This window comes from Chryseobacterium sp. CS2K3 (genome assembly GCF_059515185.1).
This window is the reverse complement of the sequence record NZ_JCAKRW010000017.1, coordinates 29,125-41,762: the sequence shown is the minus strand read 5'-3', so window position 1 is coordinate 41,762 and position 12,638 is coordinate 29,125. Positions and strand designations below refer to the sequence as shown.

Genomic DNA, 12,638 nt, shown 5'->3' with positions numbered 1-12,638 from the left:
TATCTTAATTTTCAAGCTTCTACTATCTATTTTCTTTTATTTAATGCTTTTTCAACTTCATTTCCACAAAGATCCATGATGGAAATACCATAATGTTTTGCCTGTTGAGGAAGAATACTTGCAGGTGAGAATCCCGGATTGGTATTCATTTCAAGCATATAAGGAATGCCATCCATCAGAATATATTCACTTCTTGAAAACCCACTCATTCCAAGAGAATTGTAAGCTCTTTTAGCTATTTCTTCCACTCTTTTTGTTGTTTCCTCATCTATTCTTGCAGGAGTGATTTCTTCGGAAGCACCTTCGTATTTTGCTTCATAATCGAAAAATTCATTGGTTGGAACAATTTCCGTAATTCCCAAAACAATTGTTTCTCCTTTAAAATCGATAACTCCCACAGAAACTTCCATTCCGTTTAAGAAGCTTTCGATCAGGATTTCGGTGTCTTCTTTGAAGGCTACTTCTGTAGCAGTAATCAGTTCAGATTTTTCTTTTACTTTAGAAATTCCCAGTGAAGATCCTGATTGATTAGGTTTTACAAATAAAGGAAGTCCTAATTCTTCTACAATGGTATCCACATCAATATTTTCGCCTTTTCTTAAGTAAATACTTTTTGCGGAAGGAATTCCATATTTTGATAATACGGCAAGCGTATCTTTTTTGTTGAAGGTAAGTGCACTTTGATAGAAATCACATCCTGTATACTTTTGACCGATGGCATCCCAATAAGCCTGAAGAATTCCGTTTTCACCCGGAGTTCCATGGATGATATTGAAGCAGACATCAAATTTTAAGACCTCTCCATTATCTAAGGTAACAGAAAAATCTCCTCTATTGATCTCGTATTTCTTATCATTTTCACCTAAAAAATACCATTCGTCTTTAAGGACTACTACTTTATATACGTCAAACAGATTTCTGTCTAAGGAATCATAGATCAATTGTCCGCTTTTTAAGGATACAACATATTCATCAGAATATCCGCCCATTACTACAGCAACACTTTTTTTGTTCATAACCATATAGTATCAATTAAGGCAAATTTAAACATTTTATGTATTGCAATACGGGAAATCGGGAATTTTTCAAATCAAAAATGAATTGTGTTAAATAAAAAGCGCATTCTAAAATTATTAGCTATATTTGCCGTTGTAATTAAAGTATTTTTAAGTATGCTTAAATCACTTTTCAATTGGAAAGTTTTACTGAATTTAGTAGTGGCAATCGGTGTTTTCGTAGGTCTGGTATGGCTTACGTTTCGTTGGTTGGAATACCATACTAATCACGGACAGGAGATCCCTGTGCCCAATGTAGTTAATAAATCTGTACATGATGCTGTTAAAATTTTAGATGATACAGGTTTGGAATATGAAGTAGACAGTGCTAATTATGATCCGAAATACAGACCATTTCAGGTTTTACAAATCTATCCTGCGCCGGGTTCCCGTGTAAAGGATGGAAGAACGGTACGTCTTAAAGTGAACCCAAGAACATGGGCTCAGATTGCTGTTCCGGATGTAATTAATAAGTATTCAGGGCTGGCATTCCAGAGATTGGATCAGGTAGGTCTTAAGATTGGAGATACCATTTATGAGCCTAGTATTCAGAAAGATGCCCTTTTAAGAATTTTATATAAAGGAAATGCTGTAAATCCGGGAGCCCGTTTACCTAGATTCTCCGTTATTGATGTAGTGGTAGGATCAGGACCCATGAGAAATATCTCAATTCCTAATGTTGTAGGACTTTCTGTAAAAGAAGCGAGAGCGGTTATTACAAAGAGTATGTTTGAAGTAGGGCTGGTAGAACACGAAGATGGAGGTAAGGACGAGTCTGATATTATTTACTATCAGGATCCTGCACCGGGAGATGTACGTGACCAGGGAATGCAGATTGACCTTTGGGCGAGTAAGAGAACTCCGGCGGAACTGAGAGCAAAAGTAGAACAGCTGAATTCTATTTATCGTATGAAGGTAGATACTTCTTTACCACCTGTACGATACGAAGAAGTTCATAATGAACCTGTATATGATGCCCCTGTTATTCCTGCACCGGCACCAAGGAGAGAAACTCCAAAACCGGAAGTACCGAAAACTGAGACTCCAAAACCTCAGTCAACAGCTCCTAAGCCCGCAAACTCAGGAACAGAGAAGCCTAAAACTTCCACAAGTACTCCTGCCAATACAGGAAGTGCAGCTAAACCTGCAGCTTCAACAACTACTACGCAACAGCCTGCTCAAAAACCAAAGGCTAAGAAAGTAGTCGTAGAATAAGAACATATTAATATTATAAATACTGGCTTCAACTGCAAATGTTGAAGCCTTTTGTGTAAAAAAATAAATACAATGTCAGAAGATAACGAAGATTTTTTAGATGAAGAATTATTAGATTCCAACAGTATTGAAAATATCGATATTGATGAGGAAAATAAAGGATTGTATGAGCATCTTAATATCACTGTTGATCCTAAACAGGAACCGTTAAGAATAGACAAGTTCCTTTTAATATACAGACAGAATTCTTCAAGAAATAAAATTTCACAGACCTGCAGAGCTGGAAACGTTATTGTTAATGGAGTAGCAGTAAAGCAGAACTACCGTGTAAAACCGGGCGATCAGGTTTCAGTGCTGCTTACTCATCCGCCAAGGGAAAATGTGATTATTCCGCAGGATATTCCTGTAAATATCGTGTATGAAGATGATGATCTTGTGGTAGTAGATAAAGAACCGGGAATGGTAGTGCATCCGGGACATGGAAACTGGGACGGCACCTTGGTAAACGCTTTGGCATATCATTTTGAAAAGAACGGACAAAAGTCGGATCTTGACAGGGTAGGGCTTGTGCACAGGATTGATAAAGATACTTCTGGTCTTCTGGTGATTGCTAAAAATGAATATGCATTAAGCTTCCTTGCAAAACAGTTCTTCAACAGAACTACAAAAAGGCTGTACTGGGCTTTTGTATGGGGAAATCCTAAGGATGAAGAAGGAACAATAAGGGGGCATATAGGAAGGCATCCTAAAAACAGAATGCAGATGTCCGTTTATGAAGACGGAAGCCAGGGAAAGCACGCCGTTACGCATTATAAAGTACTGGAGAGATTCAAATATATGACATGGGTAGAATGTAAGCTTGAAACCGGTAGAACCCACCAGATCAGAGCGCACTTCAAACATATCGGGCATACCTTGTTCAATGATGAAAGGTATGAAGGACATACGCCTTTAAGAGGAGTGAATCTTCCAAAATACAAACAATTTATTAAAAATGTCTTTGAAATTTTGCCAAGACACGCTTTGCATGCACACACCCTCGGATTTATACACCCAACAACAAAAAAGGAATTATATTTTGAAAGCCCAATGCCCAAAGATATGGCGGATGCTGTAAAAAAATGGAGAAATTATTTGGAAAACTAAAAATATATTGAGAATTTTTTTATATTTGTTGAATTGAAATCAAGATTTGTTATGAGAAAACTATATGCTATCGTATGTTTAGCTCTTTTGTCAAATGCATACAAAGCACAAGAATCACTACCATATTATCAACAGTATCTTTTGGATGGTGATTTCCTGTTCAACCCAGCTCAGTACGGTAAAACAGACTACGTACAGCTCAATGCCATTTATCAAAAACAATTTTCCAAATTCAGCGAATCCCCGAACGTACAATCAGTGGGAATCAATGCTAACATATTCGATAGAGTAGGTGCCGGTCTTACCGTATTTAGAGACAGTAACGGAGCAGAGTCTTCCGGTGGTGTTACAGCTGGTGCTTCTTACTTTATTCCATTGAGTAGTGAGGGAGACAGAAAAGACCAGTTCTCTTTTGGTACCAGTGTAAGTTTTTACAACAGAAATTTTGATTACTCAAAAATCAACACTGAAGAACAGAATGACCCTCTATTAGTAGGAAAAGAAAGTAATATTTTCATGGCTTACGCAAACTTCGGTTTAGCAGCTACTTACAAAAACCTTTTCGGGGGAGTTTCAGTAAATGATATTGCTTTAGGTAATGATAAACCTATTGTAAACGGATATGAGCCGTCTCCAATCAAGTTCTTCTTAAACTTAGGATACAACTGGCATATTGCCGATAACATCATGTTGACTCCGGCTGCGATGATCAACCTGAATACTAACTCAACAAGAGTAATGGATTATAACCTAATGGCTACATTCTCTAATGATATCAACGCATTCTCTTTTGGGGTAAGCTACAGAGCGGCTCAAAACAGATTCGACAGCCAGCAGTTGGAAATTGCTCCGATTGTAAAAGTAAGATTCAACAAATTCATGATTGGAGCTACTTATAACCTTGGATTGTCTGATATTCAGAAATACGGAGGAAACAGTTTCATGATTGGTCTTGGTTATAACTTCGATAACTTTATTAATGTTAGAGGATATAGATATTAATCAATTTAATTTAAATAAATTTGAGCTCTGAATTTTTTCAGGGCTTTTTTTATGATATATATTCACATTCCATTCTGTAAGCAGAAATGCAGCTATTGTAACTTTCACTTTTCTACGTCACTTAATTTTAAGGACGAAATGCTTCGCGCAATGAAGGCAGAGATAGAACTCAGGAAAGGTGAGTTACAGAATAAAAACCTGAAATCTTTATACTTTGGTGGCGGAACACCATCTATTCTTTCAGTGGATGAGATCCATTCTTTAATTGATGAAGTTTTGCGTCATTTCAGTTTTGAGAAAGATATTGAGGTTACATTGGAAGCCAATCCGGATGATCTGGATAAGAATTTTTTAAAAAAACTTGCCGGAACTCCTGTCAATCGTTTGTCAATAGGGACTCAAAGTTTTTTTGAAGAAGATTTAAAACTGATGAATCGTGCTCATACTGCTTCAGAAGCAGAAGGTTCTATAAAACGTGCTCAGGATTATGGATTTGAAAACCTAAGCATTGACCTTATCTACGGTTCACCGACTTCCAATCTTGAAATCTGGAAAGAAAATTTACATAAAACCATTGCTCTTGAAGTTCCTCACATTTCATCTTATGCATTAACGGTAGAACCTAAAACAGCTTTAGAAAACTGGATTTCAAAAGGAAAAGTGAAAAGTCCGAGAGAAGAAGAACAAAACAGGGAATTCTACTATTTATCAGACTTTTTAAAGGATAACGGTTTTGAGCATTATGAGGTTTCAAATTTTGCCAAACCTGGGTTTTATTCCAGACATAATTCTGCTTATTGGAAATATCAGGAGTATCTGGGAATAGGTCCATCTGCACATTCCTATAACGGTTTTGATGTACGAAGCTGGAATATAGCCAATAATCAGCAGTATATTAAAAAGCTCAATGAAAAACTCCTTGCAAAAGAAGAGGAGATTCTCTCTCCTGAAGACCAATTTAATGAAATGATCATGATTGGTTTGCGCACAACCTGGGGAGTAGATCTGAAAAGTCTGAAAAAGAAGTTCAATGATCAGTTTCTTGAGCATTTTCAAACTGAAATCAGACAGAAAATAGAAGAAGGCATTTTAATTATTGAGGATAAGCATCTGAAAATTCCGGAAAAGCATTGGTTTATGGCAGATGGTATTGCTTCGGATTTATTTATTGTTTAATTCTCATATTATAACTTAGTGTAAGTGCGTTGTAGTAGCTCAAGAATGTTGTATTAAATAAAATATAATACAATGTAAATCCAACGTAAATTCATTAATTTTGTATAAAATTTCAGTTCATTTGAAAACTAAAAAACAAGATTATTCGCATCTTTCATCCAGCCAGCCTATCGGAATTTTTGATAGTGGAGTAGGAGGACTTACTGTTGCCAAAGAGATTAAAAGACTTCTTCCTAACGAAGATCTTATCTATTTTGGAGATACAAAGCACCTTCCGTATGGTGAAAAATCGAAAGAAGCGATTATAGAATATTCTACAAAAATCACGAATTTCCTGCTGGAGCAGAACTGTAAAGCAATTGTAATTGCCTGTAATACGGCTACAGCCAATGCTTTAAATGAAGTAATGCAATCCGTTGCGGGAAGGGTTCCGGTAATTGACGTGATCAATCCTGTGGCTGAAAAGGTTTCCTATGAGATTCATAATAATGTAGGAGTAATCGCAACCAAAGCTACAGTGAATTCAGGGCTTTATAAAAAAAGCATCCGAAAGCATAATAAATGGATTAAAGTAGATGAGCTGGCAACTCCTTTATTGGTTCCGGCTATTGAAGAAGGCTTTAAGAATCATCCGATTACTCATGCAATTATTTATAATTATCTGAGTAATAGTAAGCTTAAGAACATTGAGACGTTAATTTTGGGCTGTACCCATTACCCATTGTTAATAGATGAGATTAAACAGTATTACGGAAACAGAGTTCGTGTTATAGATTCTCCTAATATTGTTGCCAATCATCTGAAGATTATTCTGGATAAATATAATCTGCTGAACGAAAATAATCCAAAACCGAATTACCATTTCTACCTTTCGGATCTTACCAAAAACTTTGAGAAGATCTCTAAGAAATTCTTCGGTAAAACCATTGACTTAGAACTAAAAGTATTATAAATAAAAGTCTGCCTCACATCGAAGCAGACTTTTTTCTTTTATGGTGCAAAACGCTAAGACGCAAATGATATTAAACGTTTCATTTTTAAGGTTAAGATTTAATTGTTTTTCTCTTATATTTTGCGGTTTTACACTTTTAGTTCTGGTTATTTGTATTTAAAACTACGCTTCCAGGATCACTTTATCCGCTTTCAATCTTGATTTTGGATTGAATTTCGGCTGATTGGCATCTGAATCTAATTTCTCTCCGATAGCGACAGCAAAAAGCGTTTCATACTTATCGTTTTTCAGAATTTCATCATACTGTTCCGGCTCTATTCCTTCCATTGGAGTAGAATCAATGCCCATATCTGCACAGGCAGAAAGAAGAACACCTAATGATAGATACACCTGATGTCCTAACCATGATTTTACAAACTCATTACCTTTAGGTTTTACTCTGTTTCTGTAATAATTAACAGCCCCTTCAGGTAAATTTTCTTCAATTTGTCTTTCAAAATCTTCAGGGTTTGTAAGCACCTGGAAAATAATGAGGTGACTGCAGTCTAATACTTTCTCTTTATTGATGAAAGAAACTTCTGCAAGCTGATCTTTAAGTTCACCACGGTTCACAAAAATAAAATTCCATGGCTGGCTGTTGATAGAAGAAGGGCTGAGGTTTAGAATCTCTTTCAATTGAGCTATTTGTTCTTCACTGATGTTTCCCTGTGGGTTATACTTTTTTACTGTATACCTTGTTTTCATTTTGTTTAAAAAGTCCATAATTTTATACTATCATTTTTATAGTTACAAAATTAATTTAAGTTTATTAACTTTGCAATAACGGTAAAAAAGGATAGTATAAAAATGTATATCATAGACAACAAATCTTACCCATGTTGCACGAGTGTAACGATGAGGTTTATAGGAGGAAAGTGGAAGGCAGTTATTTTGCACCATCTTATCAATGGAGCCAAAAGATATAATGAATTAAGGAAAGATATTCCGACGATTACGGAAAGAACATTGAGTCTTCAGCTTAAACAACTGGAAGAGGATAATATTATAGACAGAAAGGTATACACGGAAAAACCTCCTTTGATGGTAGAATATACTTTAACGGATTTTGGTAAAACGTTGCTCCCGGTACTGGAAGCTATTACCCAATGGGGAATTGCAGCCCCTGCGAGCTCAAAAAAAATAATCAAGAACTAAAGTTCCTGATTATCTTCTTTATTGGGTTCAAAAAAACTGAAACTCACGTTTCCGTATTTTCTGGTGTCTACTAAATTCGGATGCTCAAGTTTCATACGACTTTGATGTTCTACAATAAGAACTCCGTTTTCCTTTAAATATTTATTGTTTAACACTAAGGAAATGAGCTCGTAATATTTCTTTTCTTCCATTTCAAAAGGAGCATCAGAAAAAACAATCTCAAAGGATTTTTTGTTTCTGAACTTTTTAAGCCAGTCAAATACATCGCCTCTTTGTACATTGATCTGAAGAGCCATATCCAATTCGGATGCTGTAGAATTGATGAAAGCAGTATGTTTTGGATTCATTTCTACAGATGTTATATTCTGGCATCCTCTGGAAGCAAATTCCAGCGTAATAGAACCGATTCCTGCAAAAAGATCCAATACTGAAATGGATTGCATATCGTATGTGTTTTCCAAAATACTGAATAGGGCTTCTTTAGCAAAATCTGTGGTAGGTCTTACGTCAAAGTTTTTGGGTGCGGCAATTTTCTTGGCTTTCCACTTGCCGGATATTATTCTGAACATATTTTTGTTAGGGTTTAAGGGACTAGATTATAAGTACTAGATTATTGAAATAATTTCTATCTCTGCACCAAAATCTAATTAAGTATAAAATTCTTATTAGGAATATTGTCGAAAACAATTTTTAGATTTCTTACAAACTTCTGAAGTTCGGAAATGAATGTTTCATTTTCTGTAGTTTCTCCATAAGCGTAGAAACTCGTATCATTGATTCCAAAACCTATTTTGCTTAGGGTAAACATCACAAAATAAAGGAAATCAACTTCAGAATTTACATCAAGGTTGTTGTAAAGAATGATCTTCTTGTTGTCTATGGCAAAAAACTCACATTGATTGTGATAGAGATTAATGTGAATTTCCTTATTGTTTTTATTATTGATAGAACTTAGAAACTTTTCTCCCGAGAAGTTAAAATGCACCGGTATAGCAAGCTCTTTTATCTTTTTATAATAATTTTTCGGAAAAGTATAATAAAACTGAATGTTGAATTTCTTGTTGATAGAAAGCATCAGCTCTTCTTTTTCTTTATCGGCAGGAGCATTGAAGGAAATAAGATCAAACCCTGCATCATGCTCGGAAAAACCTTCCGGCATCAGGGTAAAGTGATTCAGTGCTGAGATCACCTGTATTTCATCAAATCGTTGCTTGATAAGAACTTCATCCAGCTGTTCCTCAATAAGATTGGCTGGTGTTTCTTCAGTCACAAAATAGGATTTCTCTTCCAGAATGCTTTTGTTTTTAACAATCTGATAGATCAATCCGTCTTTAGTAAAAAGTAAATTAAGTACGTTCATATTTCTGTTCCTGCAAATTTAGTGAAATTCTACCATTACCGCACCCGATTGATGGTGAAGTATTTCCTTATTATAAAAATCAATATTAACCTGGCTTTCCAACACATCCCGAACCATTCTCTGCAAGGTACCATCACCAATTCCGTGAACGATCTCCAGTCTTTTAAGATTATTCTTCCTGCAGAACTCAATCACTTCAATCAGTTTTTCCTTTTGAATAAACAATCTTTCAAAGCTGTCATAATCATTAGGATTCTTTACCAAATTATGAAAATGAAGGTCTAAAACCAAATGATTTTTCTGATGTTTTTTAGAAATAATTTTTTTAGGCTCAGCTTTTCTTACTACTCTGATATTTTCGTAGAAATCAATATTTTTCGGAACCAGTTTTTCTTTCGGGTATTGATAGGTAAATCCGTATTCATCTTTAAAAACTACAATATTTCCTTTCACGGAAGTTACCACCCCGCTTAAATCTTCATCTACTACAGAAACTGTATCCCCAATTTTCATATTTTTCTAACGAATGCTTTTATTGATCAATGATATCGTCTTGTTTATATTCTAAAGCACTTTCACCCTCAAACCTTTTATACTCTCGGTCCCAATTCTATAACTTCCAGATCCTTTATTTCCTCACCGTCTACTACAAATCGCATCATTGTTCTCACTTTATGCCAGCCTTGTTTTCCACATGCTCCCGGATTCAAATGCAAAAGACTGTTTTTTTCATCGTACATTGCCTTTAAAATATGGGAATGACCGGAAATAAATAGTTTCGGAGCTTTTTCAGCTATTTCTTTTTTGGTAAGCGGAGTATATTTTCCCGGATATCCACCAATATGGATCATCAGAACTTCCAGTTTCTCACAAAAAAAACGATTGACTTCCAGAAACTCAGACTGTATTTTTGAATTATCAATATTTCCGTAAACACCCTTTAAAGGTTTTATTTTTTCCAGTTGTTCAATCACTTCCATGCTTCCAAAGTCCCCACAATGCCAGACTTCATCTGCCTGAGAAGCATATTCCAGAATTCGGTCATCAATATAAGAGTGTGAATCGGAAAGGAGAAGAATTTTTGTCATGAGCGTTCAGTAATATTGGTTTGATTTGTAATAATCTTTATTATCACTTTCAGATTGCAAATATAGCGAAGCTTTAACAAAAAATATTTTTTGTCAATCAGAGAAGTTGAAGAAGAGTTTTAAAAGTTAGTAAGAAATATCTTTGGTTCTGCGTATAGAATCGAGTTTCTTTTCAATATCCGCACTGAAAACTTTTTTTAATTTCAGTTCATGACTGTTCAGCTTTGAAATAATAAAAGTCCCGGTCATACTGGTATTCGAAGAGAAAGCAATAGCAATTGTAGAATCTGAAACTTTTTTCCAGCTGCCAAGATAACGTTCAGGTTTTGATGCTTTATTGGGTAAATCAGTTTTGAAGTCATATCCATTAGTAGATTTACTTAGATTGCCTGTGACTTTACCGTTTTTATTAAATTTTATACCCGGTGTTTTCGTATCAAACGAATCCTGTACTTCATAGGTATAAATATAAGTGTCTAGTTTATTAAGTTTCCAGTTTTGCAGCAGAAGAGGATTAGAAGTTCTGTCCTGGCTTTTAACGAAACCGATTGAAAAAATAGAAAATAGAAGTGCGCAGATGGGCTTTTTCATAACATAAAACTGATAGTCAGGAAATGTAGGTAAACTTTTACTATTGACAAAATTAAAGATCATCAATATTTACTACATTTGGGAAAATTAAAAAGTAATGAAGCAGAAACTTTCTTTTTTCATTTTTCTTTTAACCGTAGGAATAGCAAATGCTCAGGTAGAAGAAAAAAAACTGGATGAACTGATCCAAAATACACTGAAAACCTTTGATGTTCCCGGGATGTCGGTAGGAATAGTAAAAGATGGTAAAGTAACCTATTCTAAAGGCTTTGGAGTGCGTTCCCTTACCTCAAAACAGCCTATGGATGATAATACACTTGTTGGGATTGCTTCCAACTCAAAAGGATTCACTTGTGTAGCACTGGCAATTCTTGCAGACGAAGGAAAGGTGAACTGGGATGATAAAGTTTCAAAATATATTCCTGAATTTCAGATGTATGATCCTTATGTTTCCCAAAATGTAACCATAAAAGATCTTATCACACACAGAGCAGGATTGGGATTGGGACAGGGAGATCTGATGTTTTTTCCTGAAGGAGGAAGCCTGACAGTTAATGATATCGTTCACAATGTAAGATACCTGAAACCGGAAAATCCTTTCAGAACAACATTAGACTACAATAATATTATGTTTATTGTTGCCGGAGAAGTTATCCACAGAGTTTCAGGGTTAAGCTGGGCAGAATTTATTGAACAGAAGATTATGAAACCTGTAGGAATGACCTCTAGCTTTGGAAGTTATAACAGAGCAAAAGGAGCTGCCAATAAAATTGATGCCCACGCACCGGTAGACGGAAAAGCAATTGCCGTTCCTCACGATTGGAATGAAACAGCTAATGCAGCAGGAGGAATCATGAGTAATATTAAAGACATGACTACCTGGGCAGAATGTCTGCTAAACAACTTTACTACAAAAGAGGGTAAAAAATTAGTTTCGGATAAAAACGCTCAGCAGCTTTGGAGCTTACAGATTCCTGATAGAGTTGCTGCAAAGAATCCATATGATACCAGTTTTTACGGATATGGGCTGGGCTGGTTCCTTAGCGATGTGAAAGGTCACAAGCAAGTACAGCATACAGGAGGATTAATCGGGACTGTGACTCAGTTTACGTTAATTCCTGATCTTAAACTGGGAATTGTTGTATTGACGAATCAGCAGTCTGGAGCGGCTTTTAATACCATTACCAACACCGTTAAAGATTCTTATCTTGGTGTGGCAGACAGAAACTGGCTGAAAACCTATGGCGATAGAATGACAAAAATAAATGCTGAATATGATAAGCAAAAGAAAGAAGCATTTGCGAAATCTGAAGTATTTAAAAAAGAAAAAGCACTTCAGCCAAAAGCAGAACAGTTTACAGGAATATATAATGACGTTTGGTTTGGTGATGTAGAAATTGCGAAGCAGGGAAGTACTTATAGAATTTCATGTAAAAATTCACCGAGATTAAAAGGAGAATTGCTTCCTTATTCTAATAATTCATTTATCATTAAATGGGACGACAGAAGCTATGATGCCGATGCTTATATAGTTTTTGACTATGATGAAAACGGAAAAGCACAGTCTGCAAGATTGAAAGCGATTTCAGAGGTTACAGATTTCAGTTTTGATTTTGATGATCTGGATCTGAGAAGGAAATAAAAATGCAAAAACTGCAATAAAAAAATATACTTTATGAAGAACGGACTTTGGTTCGTTCTTTTTTTGTGATGTTCACAGATTATGAGAACTTTAATGCTGATAGATTAATTGTATCAATTATATATCGATAGGGATGGGCTTTAGCCGAAACTTAACCACCCCGTCAAAAAATATATTTTTTGCCACCCCTCCGGAGGGGAATATGAGTATGTATAAT

14 protein-coding genes are annotated in these 12,638 nt (G+C 35.5%); 7 read left to right on the top strand and 7 right to left on the bottom strand.

Annotated elements, in window-relative coordinates:
- Positions 1-26: 26 nt before the first annotated feature.
- Positions 27-1,016, bottom strand: coding sequence for a D-alanine--D-alanine ligase (locus AC5YGG_RS20190; RefSeq protein WP_496146234.1), 990 nt, complete (start codon positions 1,014-1,016; stop codon positions 27-29).
- 156 nt (positions 1,017-1,172) lie between these two features.
- Here AC5YGG_RS20190 and AC5YGG_RS20185 point away from each other — a divergent pair, with 156 nt between their 5' ends.
- From AC5YGG_RS20185 to murI, 5 genes are all read left to right on the top strand, one after another.
- Positions 1,173-2,270 (top strand): PASTA domain-containing protein, encoded by a 1,098-nt coding sequence (locus tag AC5YGG_RS20185; RefSeq protein WP_496146233.1) that lies wholly within the window; start codon positions 1,173-1,175, stop codon positions 2,268-2,270.
- 72 nt (positions 2,271-2,342) lie between these two features.
- Positions 2,343-3,416, top strand: a complete 1,074-nt coding sequence (locus tag AC5YGG_RS20180; RefSeq protein WP_496146232.1) for an RluA family pseudouridine synthase — start codon at positions 2,343-2,345, stop codon at positions 3,414-3,416.
- Positions 3,417-3,467: 51 nt separating this feature from the next.
- Positions 3,468-4,418, top strand: coding sequence for a PorP/SprF family type IX secretion system membrane protein (locus AC5YGG_RS20175; RefSeq protein WP_496146231.1), 951 nt, complete (start codon positions 3,468-3,470; stop codon positions 4,416-4,418).
- A gap of 51 nt (positions 4,419-4,469) precedes the next feature.
- Entirely contained in the window at positions 4,470-5,594 is a 1,125-nt protein-coding gene (gene hemW, locus AC5YGG_RS20170) for a radical SAM family heme chaperone HemW (protein ID WP_496146230.1), read from the top strand.
- Positions 5,595-5,715: 121 nt separating this feature from the next.
- Positions 5,716-6,546 carry a glutamate racemase gene (murI, locus tag AC5YGG_RS20165; protein ID WP_496146229.1) on the top strand — a complete coding sequence of 277 codons (831 nt, stop codon included), beginning with the start codon at positions 5,716-5,718 and terminating at the stop codon, positions 6,544-6,546.
- 162 nt (positions 6,547-6,708) lie between these two features.
- On the opposite strand, the gene AC5YGG_RS20160 is transcribed toward murI, so the two are convergent.
- The gene (locus tag AC5YGG_RS20160) at positions 6,709-7,308 is read right to left on the bottom strand and encodes a nitroreductase family protein (protein WP_496146228.1); all 600 of its coding nucleotides are present in this window, start codon (positions 7,306-7,308) and stop codon (positions 6,709-6,711) included.
- Positions 7,309-7,392: 84 nt separating this feature from the next.
- On the opposite strand from AC5YGG_RS20160, the gene AC5YGG_RS20155 reads away from it, so the two are divergent.
- Positions 7,393-7,740: a winged helix-turn-helix transcriptional regulator gene (locus AC5YGG_RS20155; RefSeq protein ID WP_496146227.1), complete on the top strand. Its 348-nt coding sequence runs from the start codon at positions 7,393-7,395 to the stop codon at positions 7,738-7,740.
- On the opposite strand, the gene AC5YGG_RS20150 is transcribed toward AC5YGG_RS20155, so the two are convergent.
- The 5 genes from AC5YGG_RS20150 to AC5YGG_RS20130 all read right to left on the bottom strand — a co-directional run bounded on the left by AC5YGG_RS20150 (position 7,737) and on the right by AC5YGG_RS20130 (position 10,779).
- Positions 7,737-8,309, bottom strand: a complete 573-nt coding sequence (locus AC5YGG_RS20150) for an RsmD family RNA methyltransferase (RefSeq protein WP_496146226.1) — start codon at positions 8,307-8,309, stop codon at positions 7,737-7,739. The genes AC5YGG_RS20155 and AC5YGG_RS20150 overlap by 4 nt on opposite strands.
- 74 nt (positions 8,310-8,383) lie before the next feature.
- Positions 8,384-9,100: a DUF3822 family protein gene (locus AC5YGG_RS20145; protein WP_496146225.1), complete on the bottom strand. Its 717-nt coding sequence runs from the start codon at positions 9,098-9,100 to the stop codon at positions 8,384-8,386.
- A gap of 18 nt (positions 9,101-9,118) precedes the next feature.
- Positions 9,119-9,613 carry a DUF8465 domain-containing protein gene (locus AC5YGG_RS20140; RefSeq protein WP_496146224.1) on the bottom strand — a complete coding sequence of 165 codons (495 nt, stop codon included), beginning with the start codon at positions 9,611-9,613 and terminating at the stop codon, positions 9,119-9,121.
- 77 nt (positions 9,614-9,690) lie between these two features.
- Entirely contained in the window at positions 9,691-10,188 is a 498-nt protein-coding gene (locus tag AC5YGG_RS20135) for a metallophosphoesterase family protein (protein WP_496146223.1), read from the bottom strand.
- A gap of 126 nt (positions 10,189-10,314) precedes the next feature.
- Positions 10,315-10,779, bottom strand: a complete 465-nt coding sequence (locus AC5YGG_RS20130; RefSeq protein ID WP_496146222.1) for a hypothetical protein — start codon at positions 10,777-10,779, stop codon at positions 10,315-10,317.
- Between the two features lie 97 nt (positions 10,780-10,876).
- Here AC5YGG_RS20130 and AC5YGG_RS20125 point away from each other — a divergent pair, with 97 nt between their 5' ends.
- A complete protein-coding gene (locus AC5YGG_RS20125; protein WP_496146221.1) occupies positions 10,877-12,421 on the top strand; it encodes a serine hydrolase in 1,545 nt (514 codons plus the stop codon).
- Positions 12,422-12,638: the final 217 nt, after the last annotated feature.

What these genes read in the sequence shown, in the direction of transcription:
- AC5YGG_RS20190 (WP_496146234.1), bottom strand. Translation starts at nt 1,016, where the DNA reads ATGAACAAAAAAAGTGTTGCTGTAGTAATGGGCGGATATTCTGATGAA.
- AC5YGG_RS20185 (WP_496146233.1), top strand. Translation starts at nt 1,173, where the DNA reads ATGCTTAAATCACTTTTCAATTGGAAAGTTTTACTGAATTTAGTAGTG.
- AC5YGG_RS20180 (WP_496146232.1), top strand. Translation starts at nt 2,343, where the DNA reads ATGTCAGAAGATAACGAAGATTTTTTAGATGAAGAATTATTAGATTCC.
- AC5YGG_RS20175 (WP_496146231.1), top strand. Translation starts at nt 3,468, where the DNA reads ATGAGAAAACTATATGCTATCGTATGTTTAGCTCTTTTGTCAAATGCA.
- hemW (WP_496146230.1), top strand. Translation starts at nt 4,470, where the DNA reads ATGATATATATTCACATTCCATTCTGTAAGCAGAAATGCAGCTATTGT.
- AC5YGG_RS20160 (WP_496146228.1), bottom strand. Translation starts at nt 7,308, where the DNA reads ATGGACTTTTTAAACAAAATGAAAACAAGGTATACAGTAAAAAAGTAT.
- AC5YGG_RS20155 (WP_496146227.1), top strand. Translation starts at nt 7,393, where the DNA reads ATGTATATCATAGACAACAAATCTTACCCATGTTGCACGAGTGTAACG.
- AC5YGG_RS20150 (WP_496146226.1), bottom strand. Translation starts at nt 8,309, where the DNA reads ATGTTCAGAATAATATCCGGCAAGTGGAAAGCCAAGAAAATTGCCGCA.
- AC5YGG_RS20145 (WP_496146225.1), bottom strand. Translation starts at nt 9,100, where the DNA reads ATGAACGTACTTAATTTACTTTTTACTAAAGACGGATTGATCTATCAG.
- AC5YGG_RS20140 (WP_496146224.1), bottom strand. Translation starts at nt 9,613, where the DNA reads ATGAAAATTGGGGATACAGTTTCTGTAGTAGATGAAGATTTAAGCGGG.
- AC5YGG_RS20135 (WP_496146223.1), bottom strand. Translation starts at nt 10,188, where the DNA reads ATGACAAAAATTCTTCTCCTTTCCGATTCACACTCTTATATTGATGAC.
- AC5YGG_RS20130 (WP_496146222.1), bottom strand. Translation starts at nt 10,779, where the DNA reads ATGAAAAAGCCCATCTGCGCACTTCTATTTTCTATTTTTTCAATCGGT.
- AC5YGG_RS20125 (WP_496146221.1), top strand. Translation starts at nt 10,877, where the DNA reads ATGAAGCAGAAACTTTCTTTTTTCATTTTTCTTTTAACCGTAGGAATA.